Origin of the sequence: Vibrio sp. FF266 (assembly GCF_041439695.1) — a bacterium.
Taxonomy (GTDB): Bacteria; Pseudomonadota; Gammaproteobacteria; order Enterobacterales; family Vibrionaceae; genus Vibrio; species Vibrio tasmaniensis_A.
This window is the reverse complement of the sequence record NZ_JBGOOO010000002.1, coordinates 297682-315338: the sequence shown is the minus strand read 5'-3', so window position 1 is coordinate 315338 and position 17657 is coordinate 297682. Positions and strand designations below refer to the sequence as shown.

Genomic DNA, 17657 nt, shown 5'->3' with positions numbered 1-17657 from the left:
TCGTCTCACTGGCAATTTTAGCGACATTTCGATGAAGTTAAGCGACGTTCACAAAAAAAGCCCGCATTAGCGAGCTTTTATTTATAATTATGAGCTTAGCCCAAAGTCGAAAGACTAACGTTTTGTCAGTAGTTCGTTGATTGCACCTAAGAATTGTGACGGATCTTCCATTGAGCCCTTTTCAGCCAGCATAGCTTGACCAAGTAGTAGCTCAACCCAACGGCCAAACGCTTGTTCGTCCGCTTCATCAGCCATCTGTTTCACAAGTGCGTGCTCAGGGTTAATCTCAAAGATGTACTTAACTTCAGGTGCAGCTTGACCCGCAGCTTCAAGAAGCTTAGCCATTTGAGTGCCCATCTCGAAATCATCGGTCACAACAACAGCAGGTGTAGTTGCTAACTTGAATGTCGTGCGAACCTCTTTAACACGATCACCAAGGTAAGCTTGAGTGCGATCAACAACAGACTTGAACTCTTCTTCCGTCTCTTTTTGCTTCTCTTTCTCTTCTTCACCTTCAAACTTGCTTAGATCTAAGCCTGCTTTTGTGATCGACTGGAACTGCTTACCGTCGAAGTCAGTTAGGTAATTCATCACATACTCATCGATACGATCGTACATGAGAACAACTTCGATGCCTTTCGCTTTGAACTGCTCTAAGTGAGGGCTGTTCTTAGCCGCGGCATAGCTGTCTGCCGTTAGGTAATAGATCTTGTCTTGACCTTCCTTCATACGTTCTACGTAAGAAGCTAGGCTGATGGTTTGCTCAACAGAATCCACTTCCGTTGATGAGAAACGAAGTAGACCAGCGATTTTTTCTTTGTTCGCCATGTCTTCTGCTGGGCCTTCTTTCAGTACTAGGCCGAACTCTTTCCAAAACTCCAAGTACTTATCGTTGTCATTCTTCGCCATGCGCTCAAGCATAGTGAGTACACGCTTAGTACATGCGCCACGAAGAGACTGAGTCACTTTGTTATCTTGAAGGATTTCACGAGACACGTTCAATGGTAAATCGTTTGAATCAATCAAGCCACGAACGAAGCGCATGTAAGATGGCATAAACTGCTCTGCGTCATCCATAATAAACACACGTTGCACGTATAGTTTCAAGCCGCTCTTATGATCACGGTTCATCATATCCCAAGGTGCTTTCGCAGGAATATAAAGCAGGCTTGTGTAGTCGTTCTTGCCTTCAACTTTGTTGTGGCTCCAGGTTAGTGGATCAGCAAAGTCGTGAGATACGTGCTTGTAAAACTCTTGGTATTCTTCTTTCTCGATATCAGACTTGTTACGAGTCCAAAGCGCTTGAGCCTTGTTAATTTGCTCCCAATGCTTCTCTTCGGTGTCTTTACCTTCGTCATCTTTCACTGCAGTGAAGATAGAAACAGGGATACCGATGTGATCAGAATACTTACCAATCACTTCACGTAGACGCCATTCATTTAAGAACTCTTTGCCGTCTTCACGCATATGAAGAATGATGTCTGTACCACGAGATTCTTTCGTGATGTCTTCGATAGTGTAATCACCTTCACCCGCAGAGTGCCATTGCACGGCTTGGTCATTAGCAAGTCCAGCTGCTCGAGTGCGAACAGTCACTGCGTCTGCAACGATAAATGCAGAATAGAAACCCACACCAAATTGGCCAATAAGCTGAGAGTCTTTGCTTTGGTCTTCAGACAGCTTTGAGAAAAAGTCAGCTGTGCCTGACTTAGCAATAGTACCTAAATGCTCAATAACGTTGTCGCGGCTCATACCGATGCCGTTATCAGAGATCGTTAAAGTATTTGCTTCAGCGTTGAACGAAAGTTTCACACCTAAATCAGCATCGCCTTGGTAAAGGTCGCCATTTGATAGCGCTTGAAAACGAAGCTTATCAGCCGCGTCAGATGCGTTAGAGATCAGCTCACGTAGGAAGATTTCTTTATTTGAATACAGTGAGTGAATCATTAGGTGAAGTAGTTGTTTTACTTCAGATTGAAAGCCACGAGTCTCTTTATTTTGCGTTGCCGTTTCGCTCATTTTTACTCCAAAACATCTATACTTTATGTTGAATAATCATAGGGGCGTTGCACATTATGCCTCTCTTATGTTCATTAACATGAGGATGACAAATGTAAATTCAAGGTCAAAAAGCATAAAAACACTGTTTTTTTGATCTGTTTTTATTATCCTTGAGTGTTATAAATATAAAAGAACATAAAAGAAGCCATGATTTGGTGAAGAATTAACAGAACTTCACCTGAGATTTGTCTATTTCGCACCCCAAATCATCTAAAATAGAAGAGTTCAATGAGCAATATCGGCACAAAGTTTATTCTCGCACAGCGGTTCGTATTTGACCCAAATAGCAACTCACTTGTTGATCAGATGAGCGACGGTGAAGTCGTACGCCTTGGCAGCAATGAAAGCCGCATTCTCCTAATGCTGTCAGAAAGACCCAATGAAGTTATCACTCGTAACGAATTACACGAATATGTTTGGCGAGACCAAGGCTTTGAGGTGGACGACTCCAGCTTAACGCAAGCGGTATCAACACTCAGAAAAATGCTAAAAGACTCAACCAAGTCTCCTGCATTTGTTAAGACAGTTCCTAAACGCGGTTACCAATTTATTGCGACTGTTGAACGCTCAGCACCACTGTCATCAAACGATCAGCCAACAACAGCTGAAATTGCAGAAAATGACGTAGAACCTATCTTAACGTTTGCCAATACCACATTAGCTGATGAGGTCATCACTGAAACTATCGACCCAGAGCCAATTGCAAAGGCTCAAGAGCCCCATGTCGAATCGGAACAGGCGACCAATCAGGCTGAACCTAAAACTGAAAGCCCAAATAAAATGTTAACGTTTGGAATATTGCTTGTCGCTTTCATCATGCCAGTACTCGTTTTAACGTTAACGAACCCAGCAGAGTCAGAGTTTCGAACATTAGCAGAGGTTAATGGTGTCAAAGTTCAAACACCAATTAACCACCCAACTCTGACTAGTTGGCTACCAGCGATAGAGAAATGTGTATTGCGTTACAACACCAACCACACAGGCATGCTAAAGCCAACTGAGGTGATTGCAACAGGCGGGCAAGGTAACAATCTAGCTCTAAACTATATTCACCCTCAAGATTACTCGAGCGAGAATGTAACTCTAAGAATTTACGCAAACCAGTCGGATGTAAACGACATTTGTAACGGTGGTCAGTAACATGAAATTAAAAGTATCCATTATTTTACTGGTTATCTCTGCTTTCTTTAGCGGTTGGTTGTACTGGGGTAGCGATGCAAAAGTAGAGCGTTTGCTGACACAACACGAATGGCAATCGAAAATGGTGACGCTGATTAGCGATCTCAAGCAAGAGGATTCAATCGGACCACTGCGTAAAGTTGAGTTGTCATCGAATGCAAAATACCTACCAAATGGTACGTATTTGAGAATGTCAGTGGTTAGGTTGTATAGCACTCAGACTGCACCCGCAAACGTCATCAATATCTCCGAAACAGGTCAGTGGGATATCAACGATAACTATTTACTGATTTCGCCAACGGAGTTTAAAGATGTGACTTCTGCTGAGCGCCAAGATTTTTCGGAAGAGCAGCTAGAACTGATAACTCAAGTGATTAAGATGGATGCAGAGCAAAGCCGACGCATTGATATTATTAATCAGAAAGCACTGCTGCTCACTAGCTTAAATCATGGTTCTACTGTGTTATTCTCAAACTAATATTGTCTCAAACTAAAATCAGATTAAGCTAAAACTCAACAGTGATTTACTGTATATCATTAAACGATATACCAATAGAAAGGGGCATGATGCCCCTTTTTTATTAACTGTTGACATCAAACTACTGTTTTAGAATTTTTAGGGGTATCTATGAATACAGAACCAAGCTCGGTAAGTGCATCAATCACCAAGGCAACCATCGCAATACACTATTGTCGTCAATGCAATTGGATGCTTCGTTCTAGTTGGTTATGCCAAGAGTTACTGCATACTTTCAGTGAAGAGATAGAGCAAGTGAGTTTACACCCTGATACCGGAGGTCGATTTGAGGTTTTTTGTAATGGAATACAGATTTGGGAAAGAAAAGCGGACGACGGTTTTCCTGAGGCTAAAGTTCTGAAGCAAAGAGTGCGAAACATCATTGCTCCAGACAGGGACCTCGGCCACGTAGACTCAAAGTAAGCCTTTTCTAACGCCGCCGATTGAGTTTATTTAAAGCTCGCCACTCACAATTACGTCACCCTCAAGGCTAATAACTTTGAACGTTTTATTTTCATATACACCGTAGCTAGCTGCGTGGCCATCTCGTGGGAATGTCACCGAGCTAGGATTAAAGATAAAGATGTCATCTTGGTATTCAGCAACAGGAATATGGGTATGACCATGGGCAATAATATCACCCGCCTTCAGCGCGGGGCGTTTATTAGTGTTGTACAAATGACCATGAGTTAGAAAAATACGTTGGCCTGATTCTAATAGTACCCACGAGTAATCCATCATCATTGGAAAAGACAACAACATCTGATCCACTTCGCTATCGCAGTTACCACGAACAGCAATGATCTCTTGAGAAAACGCATTCAACTTCTCTGCAACCGTCGGCGGGTTGTATCCTTCAGGGATCGGGTTTCTTGGACCATGATTCAGAATGTCACCCAATAGCACTAAATATTGCGCACCAGACGCTTGGTAGAGTTCTAATACCTTTTCTGTTGCTGGCAGCGAACCGTGTAGGTCTGAAGCAAAAAATAATTTCACACGTACTTCTCCATAAAATTTATGAGCCTATTGTACGTATCTAACAGCTACACGTCATCTCTCGCCATACCGTTGATCACGATATTATTGTAACTAACCATACCAACTATTTTATGGTCACTGACCACAGGGGCACGACTGATACCAAAGCGTTCAAACAGGCGAGCACAATACTTCACATTCATATCGGCAGACACGCTTAGCGCTGGCTTGGTCATGATCTCATAAACATTGGTTCGCTTTGGAGATCGGTTCTTAGCCAGTACTTTCTTGGCAATATCATTCATCAATACGATGCCGTATTCGTCATCTTCGTGGCGCTTATCGACAATGATAGCTTTCACTTTGTGCTTCTTAGCCATCTCTATCGCTTCCAACACAGTGGTTAGCCCATCGATAATCACATATGTATTAGCCATTACATCGCTTACTCGGATTTTTTCACTGCCACTCATAACTCGTCCTCCACAACCTTGGTTAACGTCTCAACTTGGTGCGCAACGCCTACAGCATCTTCAACATCGATCTGCACTGCTATCCCTTGCCCTGACTCTTGGTCAAACTCCCCGACTTCACCGATAGTTTCTAGAATATGCCTAGCTAGGTGCTCCTCGACGACAAACAGCAGCACATCTTTTTGCACCTCTAACGTTAACCCAAAGAAGGTGCGCTTTTGGTTTAGCCCCTGCCCTCTGGCATTGTTAATCACGGTTGCCCCTGTTGCACCCGCATCACGCGCGGCGTCGAGCACGATATCGGTCTTGCTCTCTTCTACAAACGCTAAGATAAGTTTAAAGCGCATCTTTGCTCTCCTTAGAGGATTGTGATCGGTTTAGCCATTGCGTTATTTGTGCATACCCCATCACGGATATAATTGGAAATAAGCTCGCGAAAGCAATCAACCCAAAGCCATCAATTAGCGGATTTCTTCCTGGCACCGTTGACGCGAGTCCCAACCCAAGTGCCGTCACTAAAGGAACCGTCACCGTTGATGTCGTAACCCCACCAGAATCGTAAGCCAATGGAATAATCAATTTGGGAGCATAAAAGGTCTGAATCACCACAATGACATAACCAACAATGATGTAGTAATGGATAGGGTCGCCAGCCACGATGCGATAACTACCTAGCGATATGCCAATCGCTACGCCTAACGCCACGGAGATCCTCAGCCCGTTAACACTGATACTGCCACCGGAAACTTGGTTTGCCTTAATAGCAACGGCGATCAAAGAAGGCTCGGCTATCGTGGTACTGAAACCAATACAAAACGCGAAAAGGTAAACCCAGTAATAATCAAACCAAACTAAGGCAAGGCCTGAACTGACCTTGAACTCAGTCAAAAAACTTGGTTCGGTGAGTTGCATTGCCATAGTCTCCCCTAAAGGAAACAGCGCGAGCTCTAACCCCATCAAAAAGAGCGACAACCCAAGAATGACGTAAAAGAAACCTATCAGCACTTTGCCTAAGTTATTAACTGGCTTGCGCAGCACCGCTAATTGGAAACCGAAGATGATCACCGCAATCGGAATCACATCCATGACAGTACCAAGAAAGGTGTCGATAAATTGCTGAGCACTGATCATGTCACCACCATCCCGTAGACCATGACAAACATCATCGGCAGCAGTGAAGCAAAGGCGATCAATCCAAAGCCATCAATCATCGGATTTCTCCCTTTAATCGCAGAGGCTAAACCCACTCCCAATGCGGTCACTAACGGAACGGTAATGGTCGATGTAGTCACTCCGCCAGAGTCGTACGCAATCCCAATGATGTTTTCAGGGGCAAATGCAGTGAGCACCACCACTCCAATATAACCTCCGATGATCATGTACTGAATTGGCCAACCTTTTAAGATTCGCAGCACCCCAAGTAAGATGGCGATCCCCACCGACAATGCTACGGTGAAACGCAAGCCATCGGCGTACTGTTCCATTTCGTCTAGAGAGTTAGGAATAACACCACCTTCAGCGGCCACTTCTGCTGCTTCGGCGGCCACTGCGGTTAATGCGGGTTCCGCAATGGTGGTACCAAACCCTAAACAGAAAGCGAAGGTCAATAACCAAAACACGCTCCCCTTACGAGCAAAAGCTTGAGCCATCGACTCGCCGATTGGGAACAGACCCATTTCAAGGCCAAAGATAAAAAAAGTCAGTCCAAAAACCACCAGCACTAAGCCAGTTAGAATAGACAACAGATGAGGGAGTGGTTCTTGCAAAACAACAAGCTGGAAGAAAGCAATCACAGCCACGATCGGCAAGAGATCCCTTAGGCTACCTAACATGGCTCGAAACAAAGCAAGCACTGCCGTCATCGCAACTCCTAGTCATTGAAATTGTGTCTGGTTATTAATTACTAATAATCATGGCAAATCCTTATCATTCCTTATGTGACAAATATTACGCAGTTGGTAACATATCGGAGTAAAGTGCATAAGTGTGATAGCGGTATACATCCTAACCTGATGAATTTAATTTCATTCTTTCGTAAATTGATACGGCGTAATTTGGGTATCACACGATTGAAACCTTATGATCGTTATAGTGATTTTTTCGTATTGATTGGCGTTCAAAAACAAGCCATGTCTATAATTATGTTTAATAGGGAGATTGGTATGAAGATATTGTTAACTGGTGGTACGGGATTTATTGGTTCTGAATTGGTCAAAAGTTGGAATACTGACGATGTGACATTGTTGACACGGAGCCCCGAAAAAGCGAAGCAAAACCTAAATCACCTGAACCAGAATAACCTTCATTACATTCAATCTCTTGATGAGCTCAGTGATCTCAATGACTTTGATGTGGTGGTCAACCTCGCGGGTGAACCGATTGCCGATAAGCGTTGGAGTACAGAGCAAAAAGAGAGGATCTGTAACAGCCGCTGGCACATCACTGAAAAGCTGGTCGAATTAATTCATGCCAGTAGCAACCCACCACACGCTTTTATTAGCGGCTCAGCCGTCGGTTACTATGGCGATCAACAACAACACCCATTTGATGAATCACTACAAGTAGAAGACGAAAGTTTTCCTCACAAAGTCTGCGCGCACTGGGAAGATATAGCCAAGAGAGCCCAATCCGATGAGACGCGTGTGATACTACTAAGAACGGGGATTGTGTTAGGTAAAAATGGCGGTGCGTTGAAGAAGATGCTAATGCCCTACAAACTCGGAGTAGGCGGACCACTTGGTTCAGGCGAACAGTACATGCCTTGGATTCACATGCTTGATATGGTGAGAGCCATCAACCACTTATTGTCAACTCCTCACGCTCAAGGGGAATTTAATATGTGTGCCCCGCACCCTGTCACCAACAAACTGTTCAGCAGTACACTCGCCAAGCAACTACGCCGACCTCATTTCTTATTCACTCCGAAATGGGCAATGTCGCTTCTGATGGGTGAATCTTCTTGTCTGCTCTTTGACAGCATTCGTTCCAAACCAAAGAAACTCACTGAAATAGGATTTATCTTTAGTTACTCAAGAATAGAACCAGCCTTAAAAAACTTGTTACAACATCAAGATTAATTCTTTACCCTTGAGCGATAAAGACTCTAATGAAGGATTAAGCGTGAACAAGTCGATTCTGATCACCGGTTGCTCAACGGGTATTGGCTATACATGTGCGCATGCACTACAAAAGCGTGGTTTCCACGTCATTGCATCGTGTCGTCATCCGCAAGATGTACAGCGTCTGCAAGATGAGGGACTGACCTGCATACAGCTCGACCTTTCTAACCAAGAAAGCATTGAACAAGCTGCACAACTTGCTATTGAGCTAGCGCCTAACGGATTATATGGTTTATTCAATAACGGCGCTTATGGTCAAGCTGGCGCGCTAGAAGACTTACCAACCCAAGGTCTCAGAGAGCAATTCGAAACCAACTTCTTTGGCTGGCATCATCTTGTTTGTCAGATACTTCCGCACATGCGCGAACGCGGCGAAGGTCGAATCGTACAAAACAGTTCCGTATTAGGCTTTGCAGCCATGAAATATCGTGGTGCTTACAACGCTTCAAAGTTCGCGCTAGAAGGCTGGACAGATACGTTACGTTTAGAACTGCATGGCAGTGGTATTAATATCTCGTTATTGCAGCCAGGTCCAATAGAAACCCAATTTAGAAATAATGCCCTGAAAGCTTTCAATAAATGGATCACCATTGCTGGCAGCGCTCATCAAGAAGCTTATCAACAACAAAAAGACCGACTCGAAAAAGAATCATCGAACAACGCTTTTGTTCTCCCGCCTGAAAGTTGTATTGAACCGGTTTATCACGCACTCACCGCCGATAAGCCCAAACTCAGATACCGAGTGACGACCCCAACTAAAGTGTTCGCGGTATTGAAAAGAATTCTACCGAGTCGCTTGCTAGACCCTATTTTGAGAAAAGCAGCATAAATTACTAACTTTGCATCAACAGTCGCAAACTTTAATGTAACGATGTAATTTTTCCGTAACAATAAGATGTCATGATTGTCCTATCTCATCAATTATTCCCAATTGATGAACCTAATCTGGATATTTCATGACTTTAAACCGCCTTAATTGGGTCGGTGTGAGTCTGGCGATTACGTTGTTTATTCTGTTTTGAGTATCTTACGCTATGCCTCACTGACCACCTCAATGATAACGCTATGCCTTCCCTGTTGAGATCACCACTCTATCAACATAGAAGCATAGCGTTTTTCTATTTTGGCTCTTTTTATTTGAGATAACCAAGTTAGATCTTGAAGTTACCAACATCTCCCCCCATATTTGCAACGTACCCACAAAACACACCTCAAGGAACGTAAATGCAATCTCCGCATATTGTTGAACTTAATGAGCAGAACTTTCGTCAAGTATTAGAAACCTCAATGCAGACGCCTGTACTCATCCACTTTTGGGCACCAATGAGCCAAGAAAGTGCTCAGGTGATCCCTGAACTGCAAACATTAACTCAGCAATACAACGGCGCTTTTACTTTAGCTCTGTTGAATTGTGAACAAGAGCAGGCAATTGCTAGCCAATTTGGCGTACAAGCACTCCCTACTATTGCACTGTTTGTTAACGGTCAGCCTGTTGATGGTTTGGGTGGCCCACAAAGCATAGAAGCGATTGTTGAAATGTTAGGAAAACATCTTCCTAGCCAAGACGAGCTCGCACTGCGTCAGGCTCTCGAGCAAATGCAAGCAGGCGAGCACGCACAAGCGCTCGCAGCAATGCAACAATTGCCAATAGAGCTGACGAGCAAAGGCGAGGTAAAACTGGCAATCGCAGAATGTTTACTAGAAACGCAACAGTTTGATCTAGCTGAAACTCAGCTAGCCACCATTCCTCTAGAGTACCAAGATAATTACTATAAAGGCTTAGTCGCAAAGCTTGAGCTTCACAAGCAAGCAGCAGACAGCCCTGAAATACAAGCATTAGAAACCACTCTTCAGCAAGACCCAAATGACGCTAAGACAGCATCTGAATTAGCATTGCAATATCACCAAGTGAATCGCAACGAAGAAGCGATGGAACTGTTGTGGTCTTTCCTTGCAAAAGATCTAAATGCTTGCGATGGCGATATGAAAAAAGAGTTCATGGATATCTTAAGTGCGCTTGGACAAGGTAACCCAGTTGCCAGTAAGTACCGCCGACAGCTGTACTCTCTGCTCTACTAGCTAAACCCTAAAAGCACTAAAGATAAGCATCGTATATCTCATCGAAAACTGACAATTCAATCAATTAGTTTATCGAATTAAATAATGTAAAATGGGCCATAAAATCAATATTTTATGGCCCATTTCTCATTTATAAATTTGCTCAGAATTTAAATATGAGCCAGTATCAATACTGAACTATCAAAAACTTAAACTTGCAAAGGATTTTGTATGGCTATTGATACATTGATTACTATCGGCGTCTTTACTGCCGTCGCAATATTGTTTATTTTCGCCGGAGTAAAAACGGTTCCGCAAGGCAATAACTGGACAGTAGAACGCTTCGGCCGTTATACACAAACCCTCCAACCAGGTCTGAATCTGATCATTCCGTTTATCGATAAAATCGGACAACGCATCAGTATGATGGAACGTGTTCTCGACATCCCGGCACAAGAAGTCATCTCCAAAGATAATGCAAATGTGGTTATTGATGCGGTGTGTTTCGTACAAGTGATCGATGCGCCTAAAGCGGCTTATGAGGTGAATGACCTTGAGCACGCGATTCGTAATTTAACTCTCACCAATATCCGTACTGTATTGGGCTCGATGGAACTGGATGAAATGCTCAGCCAGCGAGACATGATTAACACCAAATTATTGAATATCGTTGATGAAGCGACAAACCCTTGGGGTGTCAAAGTTACGCGTATCGAAATTAAAGACGTGCAGCCACCAGCCGATCTTACTGCTGCGATGAACGCCCAGATGAAAGCCGAGCGTAACAAACGTGCAGATATCCTAGAGGCAGAGGGTGTACGACAAGCTGAGATACTGAAAGCAGAAGGTCACAAGCAATCAGAAATCTTAAAAGCAGAAGGCCAAAAGCAAGCCGCGATACTTCAAGCTGAAGCTCGTGAACGGGCTGCAGAAGCAGAAGCTAAAGCGACAGAAATGGTATCAACGGCGATTGCTCAAGGTGACATGCAAGCAGTCAATTACTTTATTGCACAAGGTTACACTGACGCACTGAAGTCTATTGGCCAAGCAGAAAACGGTAAGATCATCATGCTACCGCTCGAAGCGACTGGACTAATGGGTTCTGTTGCGGGTATTGCAGAGATGTTTGCACATAAGAATGACAAGGGTAGTAAGGATTAACTTATGGTCGAATTACTCGAACAAGTAAACTACTGGCATTGGTTAGCGTTCGGTCTAGCATTGTTAGCGCTTGAGCTAATTGGAACCGCTGGTTACTTTTTATGGATAGGCATATCTGCCATGCTGGTCGGGGCCCTATTAGGCGCACTACCAATCGGTTGGCAGATGCAATGGCTATCCTTTGCGAGCTTCTCGCTTATCACCACTTGGCTGTGGTGGAGAAGACAGCTATCTAGTGACAAGCAATCTGACTCTACTCGAGACCTTAATCAGCGAGAGAAGCAACTGATTGGAAGAAAGACTCGCCTCTTAGAGCCGGTACAAAAAGGTAACTGCAGGATAAAGCTAGGGGATAGCTCATGGTCTGCGATGAGTACACATGATATTGATGCGGGAGAGGAAGTCGTGATTACTGCTGTCGATGGCATTGTTCTCACGATAAGCCCTACTAAACAATAATCAAGAAAACCCTCCTTCAAAGCCATAAGTAACCAACTTATGGCTTTTTCTCTACAAGTGAATCGATAATTGGGCAATGGCTATTTGAGTCACCAGGGCATTGTTCAACCCACTCTTTCAATGTCTTCTGAATGATCAGTAAGTCTTCAATTTTTTTATTCACTTCTTCCAATTTACTTAGCGCTTTTGCTTTAACATCGGCACTTTCGCGACATGGGTTGTCGGCTAATTCAACAAGCGCACGACACTCATCAAGCGAAAAACCAGCGCTTCTCGCTTTCGCTACGATTCCGAGTTCCTTGATCTGCTTCTCACCATAAGACCGATAACCATTTTCAGAACGTAACGGTGCAGATATCACCCCTTTGTCTTCATACAAACGAATAGACTTAGGTGATAACTGCGTGAGGCTTGCAACTTCGCTTATGTTCATAATATTACTCAAGTAAATATCGCATAAAAACTATTTAGAAACCTAAGACCATTATTCAAACATCTAGGAATGCTAACTACCGAAACAAAAACATTGAAGCAATATAATGTTCGAAAATAAAGTCTGCTGTTTATGGCTATTTTACATCAAATGATGAGAGTAGCTTAGATTTTCCAACAAACCCAAACACCAACTATCAACAAGTTACTGATTGAAATAGCAAAATAGGCTTTGGTTATTTTTCATAGGAAATTTTTTGATTTTTTTGATTTTTGAGAAATACCTCACATACTAATGAATATCTCTTGTTTGAAGAGATTTTTAGTGAGGTGTCATTATGAAATGTTATCTAGCGTTAATTTTTAGCTTAATTTTAAGCTTCTCTGTATCCGCCCAAAATGTAGGAAGCACTGCATCTGGGCCGATCATAAAATGTGACTTAGGAAGTAGTGTTGTAGAATATATGCCTATCGTTATATGCAAGCATAGTAATGGTAAGGTTCTACACTAACAAAAAAGGAGCCTAGGCTCCTTTCCTTTAAAACTCGATTAATTGTTTGATTATCGCTTTACGTTCTTCTTTGGAAGCTTTGTTAAACCAATATTCGAACATTTCAATCTCTTTGACATTATCACCTAAAGAATCAACAACACCATTTCGATTTGCTACAGACCAGTTAATAACAGAGTCTCTTTGTTCCGTCGGAATTTGTTCAAACCAATATTTTGACATCTCTTGAGCTTGGCTTACCGGCTCTTGCTGAAGCGCGGGAACTGCAGCTACAGGTGCGGCTGCGGCTACAGGTGCGGCTGCGGCTACAGGTGCTGCTACTATCACTGGCTTAGCTGTTGCGTTTTTATCACCCGTATTTACGATTGCTTCGATATAGCCAGCAGGAATAGAAAACGAAATGCTGTTCGCATTTGAAACCTGGACATCAAAAATTAGATCTTTAAAAGGTGCTTCGTTGAAGATTTCATTAGATACAGGAAATTTCACATACTGTGTTTGAGTACATATATCGCTGCATGTTTCAGCTGAAGCCGCATAAGGTTTTAATGGCACTTTACCTTCAGAACCTTGAACTAAGACAGAGCGATACTCGTTGTAATTTTTAAAGTACTGAAGCTCCATCGTTATGTATGAATCAGGTACCGCTACAGTACTGTTCGGGGTAACGTAATTTAGCTCTAAAGACGAGTTAACTAGCTGACCTTGTCTAACTTCAAGCACATCAGGAGACAACGACTCACCAACGACGATTTGGTAATTTTGCTTACTCTCTATTCTTTTTACGGAATCCGTAAAATCACTATTAGAATCTAATGTTGTACATCCAATTAAGAACAAAGGAATCGATGCTAAAACTATTTTTTTCATATTAACTACCTCGAGGGTTTCCCCATAATATTATTTCGATGCCTTTTCTTTCTTAGGCTGGACCAGAAATGAATATGCGCCGACTAACAAGTCAGCGCATCTCTTTACTTAAAGCATGGTTTCAATTAGAAGCCGTACTCTAAACCAATACGTGTAACGAACGTATCTGTGTTAGCAATAGAACCTTTATCGTCAGCTTTGATATCACGCTGTGCAATACGGATGTAAGGAACAAAGCCGTTATGAACGTACATTAGCTGACCTGAGATTACGCTATCTTCATCAGCATTTTTAACACCATCAGTTTCAGACTCTAGGTTAGCTGCGTAACCTAGTTTGAAGCCCCAAGGGCCGTTCCAGTACTGACCGATTACAGAGTATGAAGCCTGTTCAGACTTAGCGCCGCCTTGAACATCTGACTCACCCGCTTTGTAAGCTGCAGAAATACCGAAGCCTGCAGGAAGTGACGCTTCAAAACCGATTAGGTAACCGAATGTGTCAGCCATTTCAGCAGAAGTCGCTGCAACCGCTGCAGTCGCATCGCCAAACTTAACACCATCACAGCCAGAACTTACTAAACATGTACCAGCAGCTTTTGCATCAGTACCAGCTTTAAGTTGACGATCTGATTCAGATTCAACTGCAGCGTGGAAAGTAACCGTATCAGCTAAACGGTAGTGAGCAGCCGCGCCGTAGAAGTAGTTATCTTTAACACTAGAGTCACCACGACCTGTTGCTAGGTTGAATGTAAAACCATTCAAGTCAGCAGAGTCGTATCGAGCCATATCACCATGACGGTCACGGTTATATTTAACATCACCGCCCCAGTCCCATACTGCGCCCAAACCTGGGTTAGCATAAGGCCAGTCAATTACTTCATACATTGGCGTTAGCATACGACCAAAACGTACTTTACCCCAGTCACCTTGCAGGCCTAGGAACGTATCACGGTTACCTAGTGTTGCACCGTCACCGTTTTCACCAACGTAGCCAGATTCAATTTGCATGAATACGTTCACGTTATCGAACATGTCTTTACTTGCACGGAAACCAATACGAGATTCATTCTCGTAATCGTATCCCGTACCTGTATCAGTTTTTACGCCGTTTTTAGTTTTTTCTGAATCGTAGTTAACAACAGAGATTGCTGCTACACCGTAAGCCTGAACGTTAAAATCTGAGATAACACCAACTTGAGAAGATTCAGATGCGAATGCACCACTTGAAATCATCGCAACTGCAGCACCAAGTAAAGTACGTTTGAAAATTTTGTTTTCCATGGAATAAAACTCCTAAAAATGGATATAGCTGTTTGAATATTTCCCGCCTAAAGTTGGCCGCCGTAGAGAGAAATACCTTTTCTTGTTTGAGAATCCTGAAACACCGAATTCTCGATTTCCTTTCTGGTTATACACAATGTGCATCCATGCCAATAAGACTAACTTCACCCCAAAAAAGATCAATGAGAACTTAATTTTCATCTAAAAAAATATGAGTTGGTGCAAATTTATCATGTACTTAGTGATCCAGATCTACTAATTGAAAAAACCGAGGAACCAAAGAGTAAAAACATTAAAAAACAAAAACTTACTAACAAAGCAGCCTCTTAAAAATTGATATCACTCGCATTTAGTAAACAACTATAACAACATTTCATTAATGTTGAGCGTCATCACTGTCCTGATTTCATAGTTCGTATAGGAACAAATTTCTCAACAATTAAAAAGTGATTACTTTTATATCAGAAACGAAAAAGGCACTCCCTTGAAAGGAGTGCCTTTGAGCTTTTTTTATCTGTATTTACTTACGAAATAAGGGCTATTAGATCTTCTTCTGTTCTTATTTCGATACCTAAATCTTGTGCTTTAGTCAGTTTAGAACCAGCGGCTTCACCAGCAAATAAGATATCCGTTTTCTTAGACACGCTACCGGTTACTTTTGCACCTAAAGCTTGCAAAGCAGCTTTCGCTTCGCTGCGACCTAATTTAGAAAGTGAGCCAGTCAACACAACTACTTTGCCTTCTAACGGTAGCTCTTGATCATCCGCAACAGCTTCAATTGCAGGCCAGTTAACTCCAAGCTCGATAAGTTGGTCGACTACTGCTCTGTTTTTCTCTTGTGAGAAGAAGCTCGTGAGGTGACTTGCTACGATGTCACCAATATCTGACACTTCAACCAACTGCTCATGAGTTGCAGCTTGAACCAACTCTAGCGTTTTAAAGTGCTGAGCTAAGTTCATAGCCGTCGCTTCACCGACTTCTCGAATTCCTAAAGAATAAAGGAAGCGTGCCAATGTCGTGTCTTTCGCTTTGTTAAGCGCACTCACTACATTCTGTGCCGATTTAGGTCCCATACGATCAAGAACAGTAATCACGCCCGCGCTCAGCTTGAACAGGTCCGCTGGCGTTTCGACCATTTCGCGATCCACAAGCTGTTCTATCACCTTTACGCCAAGGCCATCGACATCCAGCGCCTTTCTAGACACAAAGTGCTTAAGTGCCTCTTTACGCTGCGCCTGACACACTAAACCGCCAGTACAACGCGCTACAGCTTCGCCCTCTACGCGCTCCACTGCAGAATTACATACAGGGCAAGCATCAGGGAAAACTATATCTTTTGCCGACTCAGGACGACGATCTTGTACCACAGCCACAATTTGTGGGATCACGTCACCGGCACGGCGGATAATCACGCTATCTCCGACCTTCACTCCTAAACGAGCGATCTCATCAGCATTGTGCAACGTTGCATTACTCACCGTCACGCCGCCAACAAAAATAGGTTCAAGCTTAGCAACCGGCGTAATAGCGCCTGTACGACCGACCTGAAACTCAACATCATTGAGCAGAGTAATTTCTTCTTGAGCTGGGAACTTATAAGCAATAGCCCAGCGAGGTGCTCGTGCAACAAAACCTAGAGTTTCTTGTGCGGCAATGTCATCAACCTTAATCACCACCCCATCAATTTCATAAGCCAAGGTGTCACGACGAGTCATGATATCTTGGTAATAGGCTTTTACATCCTCAAGAGAACTTAGTTGCTTTGTCTCTGGACACATAGGCAAGCCCCAAGCCTTGAGCTGTAGGAAACGTTGATAGTGGCTATTTGAAAGCTCAGCGCCTTGTACAACACCGACACTGTATGCGTAGAAAGCCAAGGGGCGTTTTGCTGTAATACGAGAATCAAGCTGACGTAAGCTACCTGCGGCGGCATTACGTGGATTCACAAAGACCTTCTCGCCCTTCTTCAATGCCATCTCATTCAATTTGTCGAAGCCCGCTTTTGGCATAAACACTTCGCCACGTACTTCGATGCGTTCCGGCCAGCCTTCACCTTGTAACTTAAGCGGAATCGAGCTGATCGTACGCACGTTTTCGGTAATATTTTCGCCAGTCGCACCATCACCACGCGTCGCCGCCTGTACTAAGGTGCCGTTAACATAGAGTAGGCTCACCGCTAAACCATCAAGCTTAGGTTCACAACAGAAGGTTTTTAGGTTCGCAGTTGGCGCTCGATCAGACATGCGCTTATTGAACGCATCTAAGTCGTCATCAGAGAAAGCATTATCTAAAGAAAGCATCGGGATCTCATGGGTCACTTGAGTGAAGCCGTCTAGAGGCTGACCGCCGACACGCTGACTCGGCGAATCTACCGTCACAAGTTCTGGGTTCTCTTCTTCGAGCTTTAGCAGTTGTTGCATCAATCGATCGTACTCGACATCAGGGATCTCAGGGCTATCTTCTACGTAATAACGAACGGCATGATAGTGCAGAGTTTCTCTTAACTGCTCTAAGGTAACTTGAATCGATTCTTTCATATCATTCTCTGTCGTGAT

At 43.3% G+C, this 17657-nt stretch carries 18 protein-coding genes; 8 read left to right on the top strand and 10 right to left on the bottom strand.

Annotated features, from left to right (window positions below; genetic code table 11):
* Positions 1-114: 114 nt before the first annotated feature.
* Positions 115-2019, bottom strand: a complete 1905-nt coding sequence (gene htpG / locus ACED59_RS03240) for a molecular chaperone HtpG (protein ID WP_017096858.1) — start codon at positions 2017-2019, stop codon at positions 115-117.
* A 270-nt stretch (positions 2020-2289) separates the two neighbouring features.
* Here htpG and ACED59_RS03235 point away from each other — a divergent pair, with 270 nt between their 5' ends.
* From ACED59_RS03235 to ACED59_RS03225, 3 genes are all read left to right on the top strand, one after another.
* The gene (locus ACED59_RS03235) at positions 2290-3201 is read left to right on the top strand and encodes a transcriptional regulator (RefSeq protein WP_017096857.1); all 912 of its coding nucleotides are present in this window, start codon (positions 2290-2292) and stop codon (positions 3199-3201) included.
* A gap of 1 nt (position 3202) precedes the next feature.
* The gene (locus ACED59_RS03230) at positions 3203-3718 is read left to right on the top strand and encodes a regulatory protein ToxS (RefSeq protein ID WP_029223803.1); all 516 of its coding nucleotides are present in this window, start codon (positions 3203-3205) and stop codon (positions 3716-3718) included.
* A 150-nt stretch (positions 3719-3868) separates the two neighbouring features.
* Positions 3869-4180, top strand: a complete 312-nt coding sequence (locus ACED59_RS03225; RefSeq protein ID WP_017096855.1) for a SelT/SelW/SelH family protein — start codon at positions 3869-3871, stop codon at positions 4178-4180.
* A 30-nt stretch (positions 4181-4210) separates the two neighbouring features.
* Here ACED59_RS03225 and yfcE read toward each other — a convergent pair whose 3' ends face one another.
* From yfcE to ACED59_RS03200, 5 genes are read right to left on the bottom strand one after another with little or no spacing between them, the layout of a single operon-like run.
* Positions 4211-4756: a phosphodiesterase gene (gene yfcE, locus ACED59_RS03220; RefSeq protein ID WP_017096854.1), complete on the bottom strand. Its 546-nt coding sequence runs from the start codon at positions 4754-4756 to the stop codon at positions 4211-4213.
* Positions 4757-4803: 47 nt separating this feature from the next.
* On the bottom strand, positions 4804-5211 hold the full coding sequence (locus ACED59_RS03215; protein WP_009847347.1) for a CBS domain-containing protein: 408 nt from the start codon (positions 5209-5211) through the stop codon (positions 4804-4806).
* Positions 5208-5558, bottom strand: coding sequence for a P-II family nitrogen regulator (locus ACED59_RS03210; protein WP_009847348.1), 351 nt, complete (start codon positions 5556-5558; stop codon positions 5208-5210). The genes ACED59_RS03215 and ACED59_RS03210 overlap by 4 nt, the downstream gene beginning before the upstream one ends.
* Entirely contained in the window at positions 5548-6342 is a 795-nt protein-coding gene (locus ACED59_RS03205) for a DUF1538 domain-containing protein (protein ID WP_017096853.1), read from the bottom strand. The genes ACED59_RS03210 and ACED59_RS03205 overlap by 11 nt, the downstream gene beginning before the upstream one ends.
* Complete coding sequence (locus tag ACED59_RS03200) at positions 6339-7073, bottom strand: DUF1538 domain-containing protein (protein ID WP_017096852.1); 735 nt, start codon at positions 7071-7073, stop codon at positions 6339-6341. The genes ACED59_RS03205 and ACED59_RS03200 overlap by 4 nt, the downstream gene beginning before the upstream one ends.
* A gap of 300 nt (positions 7074-7373) precedes the next feature.
* Between ACED59_RS03200 and ACED59_RS03195 the strand changes: the two genes are divergently transcribed.
* The 5 genes from ACED59_RS03195 to ACED59_RS03175 all read left to right on the top strand — a co-directional run bounded on the left by ACED59_RS03195 (position 7374) and on the right by ACED59_RS03175 (position 12008).
* Complete coding sequence (locus tag ACED59_RS03195) at positions 7374-8288, top strand: TIGR01777 family oxidoreductase (RefSeq protein WP_017096851.1); 915 nt, start codon at positions 7374-7376, stop codon at positions 8286-8288.
* Positions 8289-8331: 43 nt separating this feature from the next.
* Entirely contained in the window at positions 8332-9159 is an 828-nt protein-coding gene (locus ACED59_RS03190) for an SDR family oxidoreductase (protein WP_012604555.1), read from the top strand.
* Positions 9160-9554: 395 nt separating this feature from the next.
* On the top strand, positions 9555-10409 hold the full coding sequence (locus tag ACED59_RS03185) for a co-chaperone YbbN (protein ID WP_017096850.1): 855 nt from the start codon (positions 9555-9557) through the stop codon (positions 10407-10409).
* 210 nt (positions 10410-10619) lie between these two features.
* On the top strand, positions 10620-11549 hold the full coding sequence (locus ACED59_RS03180; RefSeq protein WP_009847354.1) for an SPFH domain-containing protein: 930 nt from the start codon (positions 10620-10622) through the stop codon (positions 11547-11549).
* Positions 11550-11552: 3 nt separating this feature from the next.
* The gene (locus tag ACED59_RS03175; protein WP_009847355.1) at positions 11553-12008 is read left to right on the top strand and encodes an NfeD family protein; all 456 of its coding nucleotides are present in this window, start codon (positions 11553-11555) and stop codon (positions 12006-12008) included.
* Between the two features lie 37 nt (positions 12009-12045).
* Here ACED59_RS03175 and cueR read toward each other — a convergent pair whose 3' ends face one another.
* From cueR to ligA, 4 genes are all read right to left on the bottom strand, one after another.
* Positions 12046-12441: a Cu(I)-responsive transcriptional regulator gene (cueR, locus tag ACED59_RS03170; protein ID WP_009847356.1), complete on the bottom strand. Its 396-nt coding sequence runs from the start codon at positions 12439-12441 to the stop codon at positions 12046-12048.
* A gap of 538 nt (positions 12442-12979) precedes the next feature.
* Positions 12980-13822, bottom strand: coding sequence for a DUF2057 domain-containing protein (locus tag ACED59_RS03165; protein ID WP_371704750.1), 843 nt, complete (start codon positions 13820-13822; stop codon positions 12980-12982).
* Between the two features lie 125 nt (positions 13823-13947).
* A complete protein-coding gene (locus ACED59_RS03160) occupies positions 13948-15102 on the bottom strand; it encodes a porin (RefSeq protein ID WP_017096848.1) in 1155 nt (384 codons plus the stop codon).
* Between the two features lie 524 nt (positions 15103-15626).
* Entirely contained in the window at positions 15627-17639 is a 2013-nt protein-coding gene (gene ligA, locus ACED59_RS03155) for an NAD-dependent DNA ligase LigA (RefSeq protein ID WP_017096847.1), read from the bottom strand.
* Positions 17640-17657: the final 18 nt, after the last annotated feature.